Origin of the sequence: Acinetobacter sp. LUNF3, from assembly GCF_022699605.1 — a bacterium.
Taxonomy (GTDB): Bacteria; Pseudomonadota; Gammaproteobacteria; order Pseudomonadales; family Moraxellaceae; genus Acinetobacter; species Acinetobacter johnsonii.
In genome coordinates this window covers 2,203,046-2,222,700 of the sequence record NZ_CP093968.1, presented here as the reverse complement: position 1 = coordinate 2,222,700, position 19,655 = coordinate 2,203,046, and the positions used below count along the sequence as shown (strand labels likewise).

General features: G+C 41.8%; 18 protein-coding genes. 12 read left to right on the top strand and 6 right to left on the bottom strand.

Features of this window, described 5'->3' with window-relative positions; all coding sequences use genetic code 11:
• Positions 1–31: 31 nt before the first annotated feature.
• Positions 32–337 carry a hypothetical protein gene (locus tag MN200_RS10815; protein WP_004696167.1) on the top strand — a complete coding sequence of 102 codons (306 nt, stop codon included), beginning with the start codon at positions 32–34 and terminating at the stop codon, positions 335–337.
• A 9-nt stretch (positions 338–346) separates the two neighbouring features.
• On the opposite strand, the gene MN200_RS10810 is transcribed toward MN200_RS10815, so the two are convergent.
• Positions 347–646: an AzlD family protein gene (locus MN200_RS10810; RefSeq protein WP_151836042.1), complete on the bottom strand. Its 300-nt coding sequence runs from the start codon at positions 644–646 to the stop codon at positions 347–349.
• Positions 643–1,389, bottom strand: coding sequence for an AzlC family ABC transporter permease (locus MN200_RS10805; protein ID WP_029575069.1), 747 nt, complete (start codon positions 1,387–1,389; stop codon positions 643–645). The genes MN200_RS10810 and MN200_RS10805 overlap by 4 nt, the downstream gene beginning before the upstream one ends.
• Before the next feature lie 163 nt (positions 1,390–1,552).
• Between MN200_RS10805 and MN200_RS10800 the strand changes: the two genes are divergently transcribed.
• Positions 1,553–2,008: an Lrp/AsnC family transcriptional regulator gene (locus MN200_RS10800; protein WP_005400579.1), complete on the top strand. Its 456-nt coding sequence runs from the start codon at positions 1,553–1,555 to the stop codon at positions 2,006–2,008.
• Positions 2,009–2,095: 87 nt separating this feature from the next.
• Here MN200_RS10800 and MN200_RS10795 read toward each other — a convergent pair whose 3' ends face one another.
• On the bottom strand, positions 2,096–2,608 hold the full coding sequence (locus MN200_RS10795; protein ID WP_058869959.1) for a hypothetical protein: 513 nt from the start codon (positions 2,606–2,608) through the stop codon (positions 2,096–2,098).
• 429 nt (positions 2,609–3,037) lie between these two features.
• On the opposite strand from MN200_RS10795, the gene MN200_RS10790 reads away from it, so the two are divergent.
• The 4 genes from MN200_RS10790 to MN200_RS10775 all read left to right on the top strand — a co-directional run bounded on the left by MN200_RS10790 (position 3,038) and on the right by MN200_RS10775 (position 7,059).
• Entirely contained in the window at positions 3,038–4,204 is a 1,167-nt protein-coding gene (locus MN200_RS10790; RefSeq protein ID WP_058869958.1) for an ATP phosphoribosyltransferase regulatory subunit, read from the top strand.
• A 69-nt stretch (positions 4,205–4,273) separates the two neighbouring features.
• The gene (locus MN200_RS10785; RefSeq protein WP_004696178.1) at positions 4,274–5,593 is read left to right on the top strand and encodes an adenylosuccinate synthase; all 1,320 of its coding nucleotides are present in this window, start codon (positions 4,274–4,276) and stop codon (positions 5,591–5,593) included.
• Between the two features lie 200 nt (positions 5,594–5,793).
• On the top strand, positions 5,794–6,099 hold the full coding sequence (locus MN200_RS10780; RefSeq protein ID WP_004696180.1) for a hypothetical protein: 306 nt from the start codon (positions 5,794–5,796) through the stop codon (positions 6,097–6,099).
• A 186-nt stretch (positions 6,100–6,285) separates the two neighbouring features.
• Entirely contained in the window at positions 6,286–7,059 is a 774-nt protein-coding gene (locus MN200_RS10775) for a M48 family metallopeptidase (protein ID WP_004982314.1), read from the top strand.
• A 125-nt stretch (positions 7,060–7,184) separates the two neighbouring features.
• On the opposite strand, the gene MN200_RS10770 is transcribed toward MN200_RS10775, so the two are convergent.
• Together MN200_RS10770 and crp are read right to left on the bottom strand one after the other, a co-directional pair.
• Positions 7,185–8,234 carry an NADP(H)-dependent aldo-keto reductase gene (locus MN200_RS10770; protein WP_058869957.1) on the bottom strand — a complete coding sequence of 350 codons (1,050 nt, stop codon included), beginning with the start codon at positions 8,232–8,234 and terminating at the stop codon, positions 7,185–7,187.
• Between the two features lie 186 nt (positions 8,235–8,420).
• Complete coding sequence (gene crp / locus MN200_RS10765; RefSeq protein ID WP_004696183.1) at positions 8,421–9,128, bottom strand: cAMP-activated global transcriptional regulator CRP; 708 nt, start codon at positions 9,126–9,128, stop codon at positions 8,421–8,423.
• A gap of 151 nt (positions 9,129–9,279) precedes the next feature.
• On the opposite strand from crp, the gene MN200_RS10760 reads away from it, so the two are divergent.
• From MN200_RS10760 to MN200_RS10750, 3 genes are all read left to right on the top strand, one after another.
• The gene (locus MN200_RS10760; protein ID WP_058869956.1) at positions 9,280–9,702 is read left to right on the top strand and encodes an OsmC family protein; all 423 of its coding nucleotides are present in this window, start codon (positions 9,280–9,282) and stop codon (positions 9,700–9,702) included.
• Between the two features lie 390 nt (positions 9,703–10,092).
• Positions 10,093–12,672, top strand: a complete 2,580-nt coding sequence (gene clpB, locus MN200_RS10755; RefSeq protein WP_058869955.1) for an ATP-dependent chaperone ClpB — start codon at positions 10,093–10,095, stop codon at positions 12,670–12,672.
• Positions 12,673–12,900: 228 nt separating this feature from the next.
• A complete protein-coding gene (locus tag MN200_RS10750) occupies positions 12,901–14,187 on the top strand; it encodes a DUF945 family protein (protein WP_058869954.1) in 1,287 nt (428 codons plus the stop codon).
• Between the two features lie 123 nt (positions 14,188–14,310).
• Here MN200_RS10750 and rlmKL read toward each other — a convergent pair whose 3' ends face one another.
• Positions 14,311–16,515, bottom strand: coding sequence for a bifunctional 23S rRNA (guanine(2069)-N(7))-methyltransferase RlmK/23S rRNA (guanine(2445)-N(2))-methyltransferase RlmL (gene rlmKL, locus MN200_RS10745; RefSeq protein WP_058869953.1), 2,205 nt, complete (start codon positions 16,513–16,515; stop codon positions 14,311–14,313).
• 231 nt (positions 16,516–16,746) lie between these two features.
• Between rlmKL and MN200_RS10740 the strand changes: the two genes are divergently transcribed.
• The 3 genes from MN200_RS10740 to MN200_RS10730 all read left to right on the top strand — a co-directional run bounded on the left by MN200_RS10740 (position 16,747) and on the right by MN200_RS10730 (position 19,649).
• On the top strand, positions 16,747–17,100 hold the full coding sequence (locus MN200_RS10740) for a hypothetical protein (protein WP_004696191.1): 354 nt from the start codon (positions 16,747–16,749) through the stop codon (positions 17,098–17,100).
• A 286-nt stretch (positions 17,101–17,386) separates the two neighbouring features.
• On the top strand, positions 17,387–18,403 hold the full coding sequence (locus tag MN200_RS10735) for an aspartate carbamoyltransferase catalytic subunit (RefSeq protein WP_058869952.1): 1,017 nt from the start codon (positions 17,387–17,389) through the stop codon (positions 18,401–18,403).
• Between the two features lie 10 nt (positions 18,404–18,413).
• Positions 18,414–19,649 carry a dihydroorotase gene (locus tag MN200_RS10730; RefSeq protein WP_058869951.1) on the top strand — a complete coding sequence of 412 codons (1,236 nt, stop codon included), beginning with the start codon at positions 18,414–18,416 and terminating at the stop codon, positions 19,647–19,649.
• Positions 19,650–19,655: the final 6 nt, after the last annotated feature.

The window sequence follows — 19,655 nt, the reverse complement described above, 5'->3', positions numbered from 1 at the left end:
TTATAAACGAAAATAATGTAGAGCGGTGCTTATGTTGATCTTAATTTGGGGATTTATTTTGCTGTTGGCGGTTGCTGTCGTATTTTTAATTTGGTTTCAATTTAAAAATCAGGCAGATAAAACCGATCCAAGCGTAGAGCAGAATCAACTGCAAGAAAAAGTACATCATCTTGAAGAAAACTTAAAAAAGACCTTGGAAATTATGCAAGATCTTGCAAAAAAGATGCATGTGCAACAGGAAGTGATCGAACAGACCACGTCTAAGTTGCAAAAAGTTGAGTTACAAAACGCTGAATTGGTGAATATTCTCGCTAAAGCCGTACAGCCTGAACGCTAAAAATTAAGTTTAGATGAGCGCGGTACGTAATAATGCCGCGCTCAGCATACTAATCACAACGGTTGGTAAAAGTGAAAAGCGTGAAGCTGCAATCAATGTGATGGCAATGGCGAGTAGATCTGCGACATTGTCTTTGACAAAATAAGGTGCAATTACTGAAATAAGTACGCAGCCCGGAACAACTTCCAAAATCTTTCGTTGTTTGTTGCTTAAAGTTTTATTTTTCAGCAAAACATAGCCCAATATACGCGTCAGGTAAGTGGTGGCTGCGACCAATAAAATTGCGACAAGTGTAGTGCTGTGGATCATAGCTCATCCTCCTGAATAAATAAGAAAGCAGAGGCGATGCCACAGATTGCCCCAATAGGCACATACCAACCCGTCGGTAAATATAAATAAGCAATGGCCGCACTGATTAGACTGATAAGCCAAGGGCGTGCTGCACTGAATCCTTTCCACATACCACGCAGTAAAACCAAAAATACTGCAGCAAAGGCCATATCAAATCCATAACGGTGAACATCGCCTAACAAAGGACCAAGAATGGCACCTAAGCTGGTAAAACTGACCCACATCAAGTACAGGGCAAAACAGATACCTGCGTAGTAGGACATGCTAAAGGCCTGTTGTAGCCCAAATCTTTTCTTTTGTTCTGCATCGGCAAGAGCTGCGGCCCAACTTTCATCACACATGAAAAACAGGGCAGGGAAAACCTGTCGATTAGGCAAATGGCGTAAATAGGGCACGAGACTTGCACCCATGAGTAAATGACGGCTATTAACTAGAAAAGTAATGAAAATTAAAACGAGAAAATTTGGTGGATTGGTCCAAACCTCGAGCACTGCAAACTCGGAACCGCCCGCAAAGTTTAGACCAGTAAATAATGGAACTTCTAAATGGCTAAAGCCTTTTTGAGTGGCTTGTGTTCCTAAGACCAAAGCAAAAGGAATAATGCCCAGCAGCATGGGGATAGATGTTTTAATACCGCGTTTAAACTCGACGTAATCTGTAGAGTCATTGAGTTCTTGAGTCGTATTTCTAAGGGAGAACATTTTAAATCGCCTATGCGTGCTAGGTTTTGGTGCAGTAGGTGAATAAGTTTAGGCTTTTTCCGAAGATATTTTTTGCTTTATTTAGCTTAATATAGAGCTTGTTTGGAATAATATGCTGCGATTGCTTAAATATGAGCAAAATTATGCTTTAAGGGTGGGATTTATGGATCAAACAGATAAGCGGATATTGCAAGTACTACAAACCGACGGAAAACTTCAAAATAATGAGTTGGCTCAGCGCATTGGACTGTCTGCCTCACCGTGTTTAAGGCGAGTAAAACAGCTGGAAGAAGACGGGATTATTCGGGCTTATGTGGCTTTGGTAGATCCTGCTAAGGTGAATCTGCGTTTGACCGTGTTTGCACGCATTTGGCTAAAAAGTCAGGATCCGCAAACGGTGAACCAATTTGTTGAATCGATTCGTGAAGTTCCTGAAGTGGTCGAGTGTCATTTAATGGCAGGGGATTGTGATTTCTTTTTACGTATTGTGGTTGCAGACTTAGACGCCTATCGACAGTTTCAAATCCATCGTCTAAATAAAATCCCCAATATACAAAGTATTAAAACAGAAATTCCATTGCAAAATATCAAACAAACCACAGAATTGCCGATTTGGTAGCTCAAAAGTTGATAGCGAAATTGCCCGTGAATGTGACAGCATGACTAAAATGATAGGACTTGTACTCTAGTCATGCTACTTAGGATGTTATGGTTCTTCGTTTAAAAAGCCTTCTTTAATTTCTTTAGGCAGATCTGCGTGCCACCATGCATAAATACTGGCTTTAATTTCTTCATCTTCTTCAGGGTCATTTAGAGGTTCATCATCTTCACGAACCAGTTCATCACCTTCAAATTTGAACCAAAACTCCCAAGGATCATCATCACCGCAACCCCATGCTTGCGCATGGATGTCTGGAAGCAAGGCTTTCAGGAAGAATAAAATCGCTTCCATGAACTCATCACCTGATGAACCATGGACAAAGTGTGCGATGGAATAACCCGCGAGGGAGTATAGCGATTCAGGACCCAAGTCAAACTCGATATTATCGACGGTATTTAAAATATCTTCGGCCAGTTCAGCGCCATGGTCTGGATTAATGTCACAGACTAAAGCCCTAAATTGACTCGCATCGCCGCGATGTTCTTGAAATAATCGGTCTAACTTTGACATGATTTGAGCATCTGGATGCTTGTAATATAAGTTGCTGTGCATTTCCATCGAATTTTCCCCAAGTAAAAAATATGTGATTAAAAGTGCTATTTGTATAACGCCGTTGTATTTATTGTTGCTGTTAAATTGAGCTGAAGTATAAAAGAATGTGTCTTTTGTGCAAGCATAGGTATAATTGGAAATAAAATATAAAACAAAGTCTTAAATGAATTTTTCCAATCTGTACAGAGCACTAGGATGAGTTAATATTATTTATTCTGATACTTGGGCATTGTCTAAAGCCATGTTTGGAATAGCTCACTCAAAATCGGTAAGAATGTATAAAGTTGTTAACGATGACATCGAAACGATAAATTAAATTTTCCGAAATTGTCTAATGCACAGCACATTGTATCGTGATAGACTAAGAGAAATCGGGTGTGCCCCGATTTTTTTATGCGGATTCGTTCCGCGCAGACAAGATTTTAGGTTTACAACATGCCCATTTCAGAGACATGGTTATTACCTGATGGTGTAGCTGATGTACTACCAGAACAGGCGCAAGTGATTGAAACTTTGCGTCGTCAAGCATTAGATTTCCTCGCAACTCGAGGTTATCAGTTGGTGTACACGCCATTCATTGAATACATCGAATCGTTATCTTCTCTTTCAGAATCGAATCAAGATTTAGACTTAGCCACTTTTAAAGTGATTGATCAGCTTTCTGGTCGTTTGCTTGGTGTGCGTGCCGATATGACACCACAAGTGGCTCGTATTGATGCGCATGTACATCCAGTTGAAGGCGTTGCTCGTTATTGCTATGCAGGAACAGTCCTACATACCAAACCACAAGGCTTTAATACCACGCGTACACCTTTGCAGTTAGGTGCTGAGCTATTCGGTTCAGACAGCATCGATGCCGATGTTGAACTGATTGATGTGATGATCAGCCTGCTTGAAAAAACAGGTTTTGCAGACGGTATCCATTTGGATTTAGGCCACGTGGGCTTATTCCGTAGTATGGTGAAGGTTGCGGGTTTAAACAAAGCGACTGAACGCCAACTCTCTGATTTATACCAACGTAAAGCTCTGCCAGAATTGGCTGAATTTACCCAAGATTTAAACTTTGGTGCTGACTTTTATACTTTAGGTCGTTATGCAAGTGACTTAAATGCCTTGCAAACGCATTTAAGTTCAGAAGTCATTGCCGATGCAGAATTTAAGCACGCTTTTGATGCATTAAAAACTACACAATCTGAGATTCAAGCACGTTGGCCAAATCTTCAGATGGGTATTGATGTGGTTGAGCTACGTTCGTATCACTACCATACTGGCTTAATGTATGCCGTTTATGCACCAAACCGTGCTGCGCCATTGGCACAAGGTGGACGCTATGACGGGATTGGTGAGCACTTTGGGCGTGCACGTCCAGCAACTGGCTTTAGTTGTGACTTATATGCACTTAGTGCAGGTCGTTTTCAGCAAAACAGTCTTGTGGTTGCACCCAAAGGTACCCAAACAGATTTGATCCAAGCGATTGAACACACGCGTGCTCAAGGCATGAGCGTGATTCAACTTTTGGGGCAGGATGATTTAACTACGCTTCCATATGCAACGCACCAGTTGGTGAATGTTGCAGGTCAATGGACTGTAGAACAGATTTAATCACTTCTTCAGGTAAGCTAAAACCTGAGAAGTTCTTCAATTTTAACAGCATGATGCAATGAGGCTATTATGGGCAAGAATGTTGTGGTACTCGGTACCCAATGGGGCGACGAAGGTAAAGGTAAAATCGTCGACCTGCTCACAGATCAAGCGGCTGCGGTCGTTCGTTATCAAGGCGGACATAACGCAGGTCATACACTTGTCGTTGGTGGTAAGAAAACTGTATTACACCTCATTCCATCTGGTATTTTACGTGAAAACGTACTGTGCTTAATTGGTAATGGTGTGGTACTTTCTCCTGAAGCGCTCATCAAAGAGATGGACATTCTTGAAAAAGAAGGCGTGCCAGTTAAAGAACGTCTACGTATTTCTCCGAACTGTCCACTGATTTTGCCAAACCATATTGCACTTGACCAAGCGCGTGAAATCAAGCGTGGTAATGCGAAAATTGGTACCACTGGTCGTGGTATTGGGCCTGCCTATGAAGACAAAGTTGCACGCCGTGCAATTCGTGTTGCAGACTTGGTTCGTGGTGGCGAGCATCTTAAAGCTCAGTTAACTGAACTTCTTGAGTACCATAACTTCCAATTAACGCAATTCTACGGCGTAGAAGCAGTTAAATTAGAAGATGTACTTGCGCTGTGTGATCAATGGCGTGAAGTGGTTGCACCACTTGTGATTGATGTCACTACAGAGCTGCATAATTACCGTAAAAACGGTGACAACATCATGTTTGAAGGTGCTCAAGGCTCCCTTCTAGATGTTGACCATGGTACATATCCGTATGTAACGTCTTCAAACACGACTGCTGGTGGAGTAAGCTCAGGTTCTGGTTTGGGTCCATTACATCTTGACTATGTATTGGGTATTACCAAAGCATACACAACACGTGTAGGTGCAGGTCCGTTCCCAACTGAGTTGGTTTATGACGCTGCAAATGACGTAGGTGATGCGATTGGTAAGCACTTAGGGACTGTAGGTTCTGAATTTGGTGCCTCTACAGGTCGTCAACGTCGTTGTGGTTGGTTCGATGCTGAAATCCTTCGTCGTTCTGTAGACGTAAACTCACTTTCAGGTATTTGCTTAACTAAACTTGACGTTCTTGATGGTTTAGAAGAAGTGAAAATCTGCGTAGGTTATGAAGCAGCGGATTCTGGTTGTGTTGGTTCTTCTGATGCGCTTGCATTTGAAACTTTAAAACCAATTTACGAAACAATGCCAGGTTGGTCTGAGTCTACCTTTGGTGCGAAATCAATGGATCAATTGCCACAAGCAGCGATCAACTATGTAAAACGCATTGAACAATTAATCGAATGCCCAATCGATATCATTTCTACAGGTCCAGACCGTGAAGAAACGATTGTTTTACGTCATCCATTTGACGCTTAAGCGATAAGGCATTGAATAAAAACCCTGTCTCGTACAGGGTTTTTTTATTTGTGCGGTACATCTGTACATGAGCGTTACAGATATTGATTTAAGCTGCTGAGATGGAATGATTTTCCCGACTAAAGTTGCATGAATAAGCACGACATAGTGTATAAGTGCTTGTTAGAATAAAATGCACAATAAACAGATGAGCAGGCAGGATGCAAAAGAATATCGCGGGAACTATTTTTTACTCACTACTTTTTGCTATGGGGGGTGCGCCAACAATCGCGATGATGATTATTCAAGGGCAAACCACCGATCCAGACGTGATTTATAGTGCGCTCATTGGATTGTCTGTGATTATTGCTTGTATCTTGGTGCCGATCATTCTGCTCCAAAATGCATTTCTGTTTGCAAAGCGTAAAAGTGCGACCCTTGAGGAAAAAATTGAACCTTTAAGCCACCTGTATTTGGGTTTAAATATCCTGTGTTTGGTTTATTGGCTTTTAATTCAGTTTATGTAAGTAGGTTTAAGGTGGCGTGTAGATAAGGCTTTACCGCTGAAATTTGGCGTATTGTACTTAATTGTGAAGATATTTTTACATAATTGCTATGATAAAACGCGGTGATGATATTTAACACTTTAAATCTATTCAATATAATTCAGCACATTATGTAAAATGCTTTGAGATGGATGGAGTTAAGCAATAATGAAAAATAAAATATTAATGAGTTTGTGTGCAGCAAGTGTGGTTACCATTTCAGGTTGTGCAACTTTTGCGGAAGTGGCAGGTGCAGACACTGCAACATTAAATGCAGCAGCAACCCAAGGCTTCAACAAAACAGTGAATGAAGCGCGAAGCACAAAGACCTTAGATACCTCATCTACGACCTATAAGCGTATTTATGGTGTATTCAATCGCTTGAAGCCATATGCCGATCAAATGAACCAAACTGGAACGAAATTTGACTGGCAGTTGGCGGTACTTAAGTCAAATCAGGTCAACGCCTATGTTGCACCTGGTGGTAAGGTGGTGTTCTACACAGGTATTGTAGATAAATTGAACCTAACTGATGCTGAAATTGCAGCGGTGATGGGACATGAGATGGTGCATGCTTTAGAAGAGCACTCGAAGAGTAAAGTGGGTGCGCAGGCATTAACGGATTTGGCCTTGGGAATTGGTTTAAGTGCGGCAGGTGTAGGTCAAACAGGTTCAGCAGCAGCGCAGCTAGGTAGTCAAATTGGTATTGGTTTGCCTTACTCACGTAGCTTAGAAAGTCGTGCGGACCAAGGTGGTCTAATGTTGATGGCTAAAGCAGGCTATAACCCTCAAGCCGCAATTAGTCTGTGGGAAAAAATGAATAAGCTTGATGGAGCAGGCGGTTCTTCATTCCTGTCGACACACCCATCAAATAGTCAACGTATTGAAGCAATGCGTAAGAATTTAGCTGCTGCTCAAGCGGTTTATAATCAAAGACGTTAATTTATCTTTGAGTAAAAAAGGACGCTAAGGCGTCCTTTTTTAATGTCAGTTGATGATTTTGAAAAGTATAAATTATTTGTGACAGGTGAAGTCGCGTTTCACCTGAACAGCTAACTAAGAAATATCTATGGCGCAGGATTAGGTTGTTGCTGATGGATAGCTTGAATACCCTGTAAAACTTCTTCCGATAAATCTATCTCAAAGGCTTGGATATTTTCTTTCAATTGGTCTAAGTTGGTTGCCCCAATAATCGTACTGGTCACAAAAAACTGCTGCTTGATGAAGGCTAAAGCCAGTTGCGTCGGCGTTAAACCGTGATGTTCAGCCAGCTGTGCATACTGTTCTGTTGCCCATTCACTCTCTGGGTTGCTATAACGACTAAAGCGGCTGAAAAGCGTCACGCGAGCATTCGCTGGGCGTGCACCATTACGGAATTTACCAGTGAGATAGCCAAAAGCGAGTGGGGAGTAGGCGAGTAAACCAACGTCTTCATATTTCGCAATTTCCGACATACCAATTTCATAAGTACGGTTCAGTAGGCTATATGGGTTTTGCACACTGACAAATTTAGATAGACCAAGCTGTTCTGCAATCTGCAGAAACTTCATGGTGCCCCATGGTGTTTCATTAGATAAGCCAATATAACGAATACGCCCTTTTTGAATCTCTGCTTCTAATGCTTGTAGTGTTTCTTGCAAAGAGGTCACGGTTTGCGTGTTCTGGGCTTCACTGTTTTCATAGCCTAATTTGCCGAAAAAGTTGGTTGGGCGCTGTGGCCAGTGTAGTTGATATAAATCGATATAATCGGTCTGTAAACGCTTTAGGTTGCCATCTAGGGCAGAAGAAATGTCGCTTGCATTAAAACGAGTCTGTCCATCACGAATATGACTACCACCTTGCGACGGCCCCGCAATTTTAGAGGCTAAAAATAGCTTGTCTCGACCGCCGCGCTGGGCAATCCATTGGCCAATAATACTTTCGGTTGCACCTTGGGTTTCAGTTTTTGGAGGAACAGGGTACATTTCCGCAGTGTCCCAAAAGTTAATGCCTTGCGCTAAAGCATAATCAAGTTGTTCAAAGGCTTCAGCTTGAGTGTTTTGCTCACCAAAGGTCATGGTGCCGAGACAAATTTCAGGAACCAAAATGCCTGTATTCGCTAAGGGTTTAAATTGCATTCAACATTTCCTTTTATGGACTGCGTTTTTTCGGTCGAATTAGGTTACACAGTTATGCCCAGTAGGTTAAATCACTATTTTTACAAAGTTTGTCATGATTTTGTCAAAGCAGAAGCAGATTTAAAGACATAAAAAAAAGCAAATCCTAAGATTTGCTTTTGGCTGTATCAGCTATGGAGGAAAGTCTTATTCTTCGTCTTCATAGTCATCAGCATTCGCTTTTGACTCTTCTAAAGAGGCATCAAAAATTAAGATGGCTTTACCATCAGTTTCGATCATGCCTTGCTCTTCGAGTGTTTTCAAAACACGACCAACCATTTCACGTGAACAACCGACAATACGTCCAATCTCTTGACGCGTAATACGAATTTGGCGGCCATTTGGTAAAATCATCGCTTCAGGCTGCGAAGATAGGTCGATGAGGCAACGTGCAATACGACCTGAAACATCGATAAAGGCAAGGTCAGTCACTTTACGAGTGGTATTTTTTAGACGGCGTACCAGCTGTGCAAATACGGCATAGCTCAGGTCAGGGTATTGTTTACTGAGTTCATGGAAGTTTTCATAAGTCACTTCAGCAATTTCGCAGACATCACGGGTACGCACTTCTGCAGTACGTTGTGAGTTTGCTTCGAATAGACCCATTTCTCCAAAAAAATCACCCGCATTTAAATAAGCGACCACGATTTCACGTTCATCGTCTTCACGCAGAATAATGGAGACCGAACCTTTTAAAATCAAATATAAAGATTTAGATTCTGAGCCTGCATCTACGATGGTGGTACGCTTAGGATAACGATTAATATATGCGCGTTTTAATAATGCTTTGACTGACTCGGGGAGTTGACCTGGAGACAGCGCATCAGTGCTTAATTGTGAAAAGCTTGAAGTCATGCTAACGGTTCCGAAAATGGATAAAATATAGATCGCACAGACCTAGGGTGAACTTGTCACACAGTCAGACAGAGCTGAAATTCCTTATCAACTCAATTTATGTTAGTGTACAGTCACTTCGTCAATCTATAGCTTTTTTTAGGTACTTGCAATGCAAACAACTGTTCATTGGTTAGAGAATGTTGCTTTCGAAGCAAAAACTCAAAGTGGTCACAGTGTTATCATGGATGGATCGCCAGAATATGGGGGTGAAAACCGTGGTCCAAGACCAATGGAATTAATCCTGACAGGACTGGGTGGTTGTGCCTCTTTTGACATCGTGACCATACTTAAAAAATCACGCCAAGAAATTACCGATGTACGCTGTGAAATCAAGGCAGAGCGGGCAGATAGCATCCCTGCAGTGTTCACAAAAATCCACTTACATTTCGTGATTACGGGTCATGCGGTGAAGGAAAAACAAGTCGCAAAAGCCGTGGAATTATCGGCAGAAAAGTACTGTTCTGCGAGCAAAATGTTGATGGATGGTGGGGTTGAAATCACCCATGATTTTGAGATTATTGCAGCAAATTAAACGCTGACTTTTAAGTCATTTGAGGCTGATCTAGTGATCGGCCTTTTTCATGCTTCACGCTTTTGTTTTGATTCCGTAAACTGGGACACAATTCATCACACGAATAAATAGAAAAATGCGTTGCTTTTTTGATTAATAATTGATCAAATGATTTTGGTTGTCACGGATTGATAGGTCGTCGTGGTCTTTAATACATAAATAATCTAGGTTGGCGCTTGAAAATAAGGCGGAGAAGACCCATCTTATAACCGAGTCTTATGAGTTTATTTTTAAGATAAACTAATGAAAAATAAGTTAAAATGTAGAAAAATTAATTAAATTTGAATTGAATTTTTAGCAATTGTTCCCATATATCTATCAAGTTCGAAATTTGTTGTGAGGAAAACAAGAATGCGATTTGAAAAATTCACAAACCGCTTACAGCAAGCTCTCTCAGATGCTCAATCACTTGCAGTGGGGAAAGACCATACCGCAATTGAAGGTATTCATATTTTATCAACATTGTTAGATGAAACCTCCAATCTGAGTTTGTTGCAACAAGCGGGTGCCAATTTACCTGCTTTACAAAGCAAATTAAAACAAGCACTAGCTGATGCACCAACACTGACAAATCCTACAGGAGACGTCAACTTAAGTTCAGAGGCAGTCAAAGCGCTGAATTTGGCAGATAGTTTTGCTCAAAAAGCAGGCGATGAGTTTTTGTCTACCGATTGGGTGATGCAAGCCTTGGCCGAAGTGGGGGCAACTAAAACGCTACTCAACAGCGTGGGCGTACAAGCAGACAGCTTACGCCAAGTCATTTTAAAAATTCGAGGTGATGAGAAAGTCATGAGCAACAATCATGAAGATCAACGTGATTCTCTAAATAAATACACCATTGATTTAACTGAACGCGCACTTGCAGGTAAGTTAGATCCTGTGATTGGGCGTGATGACGAAATTCGTCGTACCATTCAAGTTTTGTCGCGTCGTACCAAAAATAACCCAGTGTTGATTGGTGAACCGGGGGTGGGTAAAACAGCCATTGTTGAAGGCTTGGCACAGCGGATTATTAATCGTGAGGTGCCTGAAAGCTTACAAGGTAAACGTGTTTTATCTTTAGATTTGGGTTCTTTGCTTGCGGGTGCTAAATACCGTGGCGAGTTTGAAGAGCGCTTAAAAGCAGTACTGAAAGATTTGTCTAAACAGGATGGTGAAGTCATTTTGTTCATCGACGAATTACACACGCTGGTAGGCGCAGGTAAAGGCGATGGTGCAATGGATGCAGGCAATATGCTCAAACCTGCTCTGGCACGTGGTGAGTTACGCTGTGTCGGTGCAACCACATTAGATGAATATCGCCAATTCATTGAAAAAGATGCTGCGCTAGAGCGTCGTTTCCAAAAAGTGTTGGTTGATGAGCCAAGTGTGGAAGACACCATTGCGATTTTACGTGGTTTGAAAGAGCGCTATGAAGTACACCATGGTGTGAAAATTTTAGACTCTGCCATCATTGCAGCAGCGAAAATGTCACATCGTTACATCACTGACCGTCAATTGCCTGATAAAGCAATTGATTTGATTGATGAAGCGGCTTCTCGTATCAAAATGGAGCTTGACTCTAAGCCAGAAGCTTTGGATAAACTTGAACGTCGTTTGATTCAATTGAAACTGCAACTTGAAGCAGTGAAAAAGGATGAAGATGCCGGTAGTCGTGCGGAAGTCGCTCATCTTGAAAAGCAAATTAGCGAAGTTCAGCGCGAATACAATGATTTAGAAGAAGTTTGGAAAGCTGAAAAAACCTTAGTTGAAGGTACCAAACAAGTTCAAGCTGAATTAGATCAGGCGCGTATTGCGCTTCAAAAAGCGCAGCGTGAAAACGACTTGGGTGAAATGTCGCGTCTTCAGTATGGTGTGATTCCAGAGTTGGAAAAACGTCTCAATGAAGAAGAAGTCGTTGAGGAAAAAGAAGAGCCAAAACTACTGCGTAACAAAGTCACTGACAATGAAATTGCAGAAGTCGTTAGTGCTGCTACGGGCATTCCAGTGGCTAAAATGATGCAAGGTGAACGTGAGAAACTTCTCCATATGGAAGAGTTCCTACATAACCGTGTCGTCGGGCAGGATGATGCTGTGGTTGCAGTATCCAATGCGGTTCGTCGTTCGCGTGCTGGCTTGTCCGATCCGAACAGACCAAGCGGCTCGTTCTTATTCTTGGGCCCAACTGGTGTTGGTAAAACAGAGTTGACTAAAGCACTGGCAAACTTCTTGTTTGATAGTGACGATGCCATGATTCGTATAGACATGTCCGAGTTTATGGAAAAACACTCTGTCAGCCGTTTGGTGGGTGCGCCTCCTGGTTATGTCGGCTACGAAGAAGGTGGTGTGTTAACCGAAGCTGTACGCCGTAAACCGTATAGTGTCGTGCTGTTCGATGAAGTGGAAAAAGCACATCCCGATGTGTTTAACATCTTGCTCCAAGTGTTGGATGATGGACGCTTAACGGATTCGCAAGGTCGCGTGGTTGACTTTAAAAATACCGTGATCGTCATGACATCGAATTTAGGTTCGAGTGATGTGCGTGAGTTGGGTGATAATCCTTTGGATGAAGAAGTTCGAGCAGTGGTGATGAATGCTGTGACGCAACATTTCCGTCCAGAGTTTATCAACCGTATTGATGAGTTAGTGGTCTTCCATTCACTCAAAAAAGCGCAAATTCGTGGTATTGCCGATATCCAATTGGCTCGTTTACGTGATCGTTTGGTTGAAAAAGATATGCGCTTAACGGTGGATGATCAAGCCTTTGACTTATTGATTGACGCTGGTTTTGACCCTGTTTACGGTGCACGCCCATTGAAACGTGCCATCCAGCAACAGGTTGAAAACAACTTAGCTCAAAAAATATTGTCGGGTTACTATGTGGCCGGAGACAATATTATGATCACTGCACAAGATGGTCAGTTGAGCTTTGACAAAGTGAAAATGAGTTAATCATTTAAACGGTGCATTGAAACTAAAAAACCCAGCTTCGGCTGGGTTTTTTATTGCGTGATAGAAATGTTAAAAGATGACACTTTTAAGCAAAAATGTGACGTAAGTTTTCACATTTATGTGATGGATATTGCATCTAAGTGATTTATTTGCAAAACAATTATCTTTATTTAAAGATTCTCTTTATAATTTATTTTAATAAAAAACAAACAACTTGAGATAGAAGAAATGACTCAATTGAAGTGGGGTATTGGAGGCGTACTTACGCTTGCTGTGGTCGCAGTAGGGGGGAATCTTTATGCGGATAAAAGTTTGAAGGCTTATTATCAACACAGCACCAAACAGTCGAATGATTTAAAGTTGCAATATCAACAATTTCAAATGGGGGCTTTAAATGGCAGTGCAAACTGGACCGCTGAATTAGTACTAGACCCATGTAAACCGAAAGAAGTGATCCAATTGAAGGGGCAGGATCATATTCAACGGAGTTGGAATGGATATGCGATTCGTTCAGATATTAACATTACTCAGGCACCCGGTGCACTTCAGTCCTTGTTGAAGGAACCGCTGAAAGTACAAAGCAAAGTGAATTGGTTGGGTACTTTGAGTAGTACCCTGACTACGCCAGTGATTACCCGCAATGAAGCTCAACTCCAGTCTAGATTAGACCCGATGACATTAAAGTTTCGTGCAAAACCGATCGAACAACAGTTAAAGATACTGGATTTACAGCTTGAAATTCCGAATTTAACAGTCACCGATCCAAATATACATTTGCAAATGGTGGGGCTAAAGCTAGAAAGTAACCAAGGGCTGAATGGTGAATATCTTGAGGCGGGTGAAACCAAAATTAAGATGGATCTGCTGAAAATGTCAGATCGAGATATCAATAAACCTACCAATGCCGAACTGAAGAATTTTAGCATAGAAACACAAAGTGAGCTGACAGACCGAGTTGTAAACACTGAAATGTTGTTGCGTCTAGATGAAATGAAAATGCCTTCAGCACCCGCAGTCCAAAACGTACAGTTTAATTTTAATGTACTCGATGTAAACCGACAGAAATTACAGACGCTGTTTGATATTTTGGCGAAAAGTGAAAACAGTTGTTTGGCAAAAGAGGCAATGGAAAAAGATATGGAGCCAGCTTTATTGGCAGTGATCAATGAGGGTTTCCGTTTTGAATCCAAAGAGAACCAATTTGCTATCGGGGAAGGGGTTGCACAAGCAAGTGTGACGGGGCGTATTATGCCGAGTCATCAATCGACGGTGATGGGTATGGTAAAAATGATGCCAAGTTTAATGGAATATAAAGCAGATGTTCAGTTTGATAAAAATATGATCTCGCGCATCATGAATAATTATCTGCAAAAAGGTGGCGTCAGCATGTCTGATCAAGAGATCGAAACCATGCTTTCGACGATGCAGAGTTCAGGGCAGGTGAAACGTGAAGGGAATGTCATGAAAATGTCAGTTGATTACAAATATGGGCAAACCAATTTCCTGACTGAATAATGCAAAATATGATGATCTAACATAATAAAAGGGACGTATTTCGTCCCTTTTTTATATCTGAAAATTGTCTAATGCAAAATTTAGCGAAGATGAAAGACCTACTGATATTTCATCTTCAGTGCATTAGTTTTTTGGATGGGTAATTTTCCACGCACGGTGGATTTTTTGATTGCGCTTGAAATCAGGCCCAATGGTTTCACTGGTAATTTCTTCGACATCAAAGAACGCCAAAATTTCTTCGTCCATTTCAAAACCACGGTAGTTGTTTGAGAAGTACAAAGTACCATCCGTGGTTAAACGGTTCATCGCACGTTTAAGCAATGATAAATGGTCGCGTTGTACGTCAAAGGTACCGTAGAATTTCTTCGAGTTTGAGAAGGTTGGTGGGTCAATAAAGATCAGCTCATACTGTTCATGACCTTCTTTTAACCACTCAAAACAATCACTAGCAAAGAACTGATGTTGTTCATCGGCATGATCGACCGTTAAGCCGTTTAAGACGAAGTTCTCTTTAGACCAGTTCAAATAAGTATTTGAAAGATCGACGCTGGTGGTACTTGCTGCACCGCCTAAAGCTGCATGTAAGCTGGCTGTAGAGGTATAGCTATACAAGTTCAAGAAGTGCTTACCACGCGCTTCTTGTGCGATGCGTAGACGGATTTGACGGTGGTCGAGGAACAAGCCAGTATCTAAGTAATCAGTTAAGTTGACTAAGATTTTTGCTTTGCCTTCTTGCACGATAAAACGCTTAGAAGCAGTACTTTGCTTGGTATATTGAGTTTTACCTTCTTGGCGAGCACGTGTTTTGATAAAGATCGCATCACGGCCTAAACCTGTCACCGCACGAATGGCCTGTAAAGCAAGATTGAAGCGTTTCTTGGCTTTTTCAGGATCGATTTTTTTCGGCGGCGCATATTCTTGGACATGTAAGCGTTCGCCATACAAATCGACTGCAACGTTAAAGTCTGGAAGATCGGCATCATATAAACGTAAACAGTGAATGTTTTCTTTCACTGCCCATTTCTTTAAGGTCTGCATGTTCTTTTGTAAACGGTTAGCAAAGTCTTCAGCGCCTTCAATTGCTTCAAACTGTTGCGGTTGCCATGTTTCCAAGAACGGCTTGATCACTGCAACAGGTTTAACTGAACCTGAACGCACGTAAATTGGCAGTTTACCATTCATCAAACGCATGGTTTGTGGGTCATTCAGCGCCAATACATCTGCTTGCTCGACGGCTGCAGCGATAACTGCTGCGGTTTGATTTGGGAAGTTCTTTTGCAGTAAAGCAGATAAGCCTAAATATAAAGCACGGTTTGAGGCTTTATCACCCAAACGCTCACCATAAGGTGGGTTGGTCACAATAAAGGCGGTTTTTCCTTCGGCTTCAAAGTTTGGCCAGTCGGCTAAAGTCCGTTCTTCGATTTGGATCTGGTCAAGTACACGTTCAAAACCAGCAGCAATAATATTTTGCTTGGTGGCTTTTACCGCTTCCCAGTCTGCATCAAATGCGTAGAACTTAGGGAGCGGTTGTTCCAAGGCTGTTTGATGACGTTCAGCAGCTTCCGCTTTAATGCTCATCCACAGATCATGGTCATGGCCATTCCATCCATTGAAACCGAAACGACGAACTAAACCAGGTGCGCGGTCAGTCAGCATCATTAATGCTTCAATAATGAACGTCCCAGAACCACACATTGGGTCAAGGAAAATATCGGGTCTTTTTGTAAGGAGCTTGGCTTTGTGTAAAATCGCAGCAGCTAAATTTTCTTTAATTGGGGCATCGGTCATATAACGACGGTAGCCACGTTTATGCAATGAATCACCAGATAAGTCTAAACAGTATGTGTGTTCAGTTTTTCCTGCGAGTGCATAAATGGTAATTTCAGGTTGCTTAATATCAATACTTGGACGTTTACCGACAGCTTCCATGAATGAATCGACGATACCGTCTTTTACGCGTAGAGTTGCAAACTGGCTGTTCACCTTAATTTCACGTTCAATATGTAAACGAACGGCGAAGGTGCTTTGTGGTGCAAAAATTAGCGACCAATCAAAGTTCATTGCACCTTCGTAGAGCTCTTCAGCGACATCACGTGCGTCATGGCTAAATTCCAGCTCATGGACATGAATTGGTGTGAGTACACGCGAAGCAAGACGCGACCACATACAAATGCGATAGGCATGTTCCAGTGTACCTTTGAAAACTAAACGCCCAGGAAAACGTTCAATGTTTTGAACACCTAAACCTTCTAATTCTTCTTGGAGTAAGGTTTCTAAGCCATCGGCACACGTAACCCAATAGCTGCTTAAACGCGAAGCGGTTTTCATAAATTTGAGAGACCAAAATAAAACAAAATAAACTCGCTAAAGTTTAACGTATTTTGCCTCTGAATGGTTTTTTAAATATGCTTCTACTCAGCGGAAATATCAAAATAAATGAATCACCATGTGAACAATAACGTTTTTGGTACGTATTTTGCTAAATCCTTGCAAGTTTAATTTACTGACTGATTTCTGATAGATCGTCAGTAAATATTTTTCACTTGAAAGGGGATGAATATGTCGACCAAGTTAGATCGCGGTGTTGTAAGTCATGCTGATGCTTTTTCAATTGCAACTTTACTTTATGCACGTCTGCGCCGTGTATCGGGGCGTGTAATTGATGTGATGTATTTGGTGGAAAACCCAAGTTATGCACGTCAAATGGCAGAGCTTGCTTTAAGTACAGAAGATGCTGAACTGATTCGATTGGTGAGTCGTTTAGACAGTGTCATGGATGTTTTTAACTATGAAGAAACCGCCGTGATCGAAAAACCTAAACAGGTAGACACGACACGACATGAGTTGGAAGCCACTGAAGAAGAAATCTACCGTGCCCAAGTGTCACATCACTATATTGGTGCTTTACGATAAGAATCGCTGAAGTTGGATCGCTCTCGCAAGAGAGCTTTTTTAAATGTCCGCTTGGGATAAATGAGATAAGAAACTCTATAGAATTGATATTTATAGCAATTTGATGAGCTCTAAATTTGGCTAATTTAGCCTTTGATGGTTTAATTTAACTGGTTGAAATAATAGATAAGAATTTCATAATCTTAGTTTTGAAGACGATGATAATTAAGGCAATTGTTTTAAACTGAGGTCCAAATCAAAAAGAAAATCTGTATAATGCGTTAACTTAACGTACAAGGAATCTCTCATGCACTTGGCAGCATTGCATACTCCGAGTCAGATTCAACTCAACCAAGATGGTCATCTCAAACACTTCGTCACCATCGAAGGTCTTTCTAAAGAAACTCTTACAAAAATATTGGACACCGCGCAGTCCTTTTTTAATGACCAAAATCAGCTGATTACCAACAACCTCTTAGAAGGTCGAACGGTAATGAACCTTTTCTTTGAAAACTCAACCCGTACTCGTACTACTTTTGAAGCAGCGGCAAAACGCCTTTCTGCAAATGTATTAAATATTGATATCGCACGTTCAAGTACTTCCAAAGGGGAGACGCTTAGAGACACTTTGTGGAACTTAGAAGCGATGGCTGCGGATATTTTTGTGGTACGCCATTCTTCATCGGGTGCGGCACATTTCATTGCCCAAACCGTTTGTCCACACGTTGCAATTATCAATGCAGGTGATGGCCGTCATGCACATCCAACACAAGCCATGCTGGACATGCTGACCATTCGCCGTGAAACTAAAAAGAAATTTGAAGATATTTCAATTGCCATCATTGGTGATATTAAACATTCACGCGTAGCGCGTTCAGATGTTGCTGCATTACAAACACTGGGGTGTAAAGACATTCGCGTAATTGCACCGAACACGCTGCTGCCATATGGTTTTGATGAATATGGTGAAGGTGTACGTTTATTTAATAACATGGAAGCAGGGATTCAAGACTGCGACGTGATTATTACCTTACGTATTCAAAATGAACGTATTGATTCGCCTGCGCTGTCATCTCAAGCTGAATTCTACAAAATGTACGGTTTAAACAAAGAACGTCTTGCAATGGCAAAACCTGATTGCATCGTGATGCATCCGGGGCCTATGAACCGTGGTGTCGAAATTGATTCCAGTATTGCTGATGGTCCACAGTCTGTGATTTTAAATCAGGTGACCAACGGGATTGCTGTACGTATGGCAGTTTTGGCGCTTGCAATGCAAGGTCAACTGCAAGAGCAAGGTTTGTTAGACGCGATTGCGGTATAAGGAATAAGTCATGACTGTTGTAAAAATTGAAAATGTACGTGTTCTTGACCCAATTCATCAAACAGATGCGGTTCAAACGGTGTATATCGAAAATGGCAAGCTGGTTGCTGAAACAGCCAATGTCACTGAAACAATTGATGGTCAAGGCAAGTGGTTAATGCCAACCATGGTGGACTTATGTGCACGCCTACGTGAACCAGGTCAGCAACAGCACGGGACATTAAAATCAGAAGGTCGTGCTGCGCGTGAAAATGGTATTTTGCATGTGTTTACACCGCCAGACTCAAAACCGATTGTGCAAGACAATGGTGCTTTGATTCATGGTTTGATGGAAAAAGCCATGTTGGATGGCGGCATTTATCTTGAAGTGATTGGTGCTCAAACCCAAGGTCTACAAGGTAATCAACCTGCAAATATGGCGGGTCTCAAAAAGGGTGGTTGTACAGCCGTTTCAAATGCCAATGCGCCTTTTGCAGATGACGATGTGGTGCTGCGCACTTTAGAATACGCAGCTGGCCTTGGTATGACTGTGGTGTTTTATGCCGAAGAACCGCAAATTGCCAAAGATGGCTGTGTCCATGAGGGCTTTGTGGCATCGCGTCAGGGCTTACCGACCATCCCTGCGATTGCCGAAACCATTGCGATTGCCAAGTATTTGCTAATGATTGAAGCGACGGGTGTTCGTGCTCACTTTGGCTTATTGTCTACAGGCACTTCTGTCGATTTGATCAAAATCGCTAAAGATAAAGGCCTGCCAGTCACTTGTGATGTGGCAATGCATCAGCTGCATTTAACAGATCAGTTGATTGATGGCTTTAACTCACTTGCACATGTCCGTCCGCCGTTACGTGCTGAGTCGGATAAAGAGCTCCTTCGCCAAGGTGTGAAAAGTGGAGTGATCGATGCGATTTGTACACATCATGAACCGTTAAGCAGTTCTGCAAAGCTAGCACCATTTGCTGAAACGCAACCGGGCATCACTGCTTTTGATACCTATGTAGCTTTTGGTGTGCAATTGGTACGTGAAGGTTTATTTAGTCCTTTGGAATGGGTCGAAAAAGTCACGATTGCACCTGCCACGGTAGCCAATATGCTTGAACGTTGGACTGCTGAAGCAGGCTGGGTATTGGTTGATCCTGAGTTAGACTGGATTGTGAATAAAGACAATATTTTGTCGCAAGGTAAAAATACACCTTTGATCAATCAAGTGGTGAAAGGAAAAGTTCTAAAAACTTTTGCAGCTTAAACATTG

Bases quoted from the DNA above. Each gene is read 5' to 3' on its own strand.
- MN200_RS10795 (WP_058869959.1), bottom strand. From the start codon at position 2,608: ATGGAAATGCACAGCAACTTATATTACAAGCATCCAGATGCTCAAATC.
- MN200_RS10790 (WP_058869958.1), top strand. From the start codon at position 3,038: ATGCCCATTTCAGAGACATGGTTATTACCTGATGGTGTAGCTGATGTA.
- rlmKL (WP_058869953.1), bottom strand. From the start codon at position 16,515: ATGAAAACCGCTTCGCGTTTAAGCAGCTATTGGGTTACGTGTGCCGAT.
- MN200_RS10785 (WP_004696178.1), top strand. From the start codon at position 4,274: ATGGGCAAGAATGTTGTGGTACTCGGTACCCAATGGGGCGACGAAGGT.
- clpB (WP_058869955.1), top strand. From the start codon at position 10,093: ATGCGATTTGAAAAATTCACAAACCGCTTACAGCAAGCTCTCTCAGAT.
- MN200_RS10730 (WP_058869951.1), top strand. From the start codon at position 18,414: ATGACTGTTGTAAAAATTGAAAATGTACGTGTTCTTGACCCAATTCAT.
- MN200_RS10815 (WP_004696167.1), top strand. From the start codon at position 32: ATGTTGATCTTAATTTGGGGATTTATTTTGCTGTTGGCGGTTGCTGTC.
- MN200_RS10810 (WP_151836042.1), bottom strand. From the start codon at position 646: ATGATCCACAGCACTACACTTGTCGCAATTTTATTGGTCGCAGCCACC.
- MN200_RS10780 (WP_004696180.1), top strand. From the start codon at position 5,794: ATGCAAAAGAATATCGCGGGAACTATTTTTTACTCACTACTTTTTGCT.
- crp (WP_004696183.1), bottom strand. From the start codon at position 9,128: ATGACTTCAAGCTTTTCACAATTAAGCACTGATGCGCTGTCTCCAGGT.
- MN200_RS10805 (WP_029575069.1), bottom strand. From the start codon at position 1,389: ATGTTCTCCCTTAGAAATACGACTCAAGAACTCAATGACTCTACAGAT.
- MN200_RS10800 (WP_005400579.1), top strand. From the start codon at position 1,553: ATGGATCAAACAGATAAGCGGATATTGCAAGTACTACAAACCGACGGA.
- MN200_RS10770 (WP_058869957.1), bottom strand. From the start codon at position 8,234: ATGCAATTTAAACCCTTAGCGAATACAGGCATTTTGGTTCCTGAAATT.
- MN200_RS10760 (WP_058869956.1), top strand. From the start codon at position 9,280: ATGCAAACAACTGTTCATTGGTTAGAGAATGTTGCTTTCGAAGCAAAA.
- MN200_RS10735 (WP_058869952.1), top strand. From the start codon at position 17,387: ATGCACTTGGCAGCATTGCATACTCCGAGTCAGATTCAACTCAACCAA.
- MN200_RS10775 (WP_004982314.1), top strand. From the start codon at position 6,286: ATGAAAAATAAAATATTAATGAGTTTGTGTGCAGCAAGTGTGGTTACC.
- MN200_RS10740 (WP_004696191.1), top strand. From the start codon at position 16,747: ATGTCGACCAAGTTAGATCGCGGTGTTGTAAGTCATGCTGATGCTTTT.
- MN200_RS10750 (WP_058869954.1), top strand. From the start codon at position 12,901: ATGACTCAATTGAAGTGGGGTATTGGAGGCGTACTTACGCTTGCTGTG.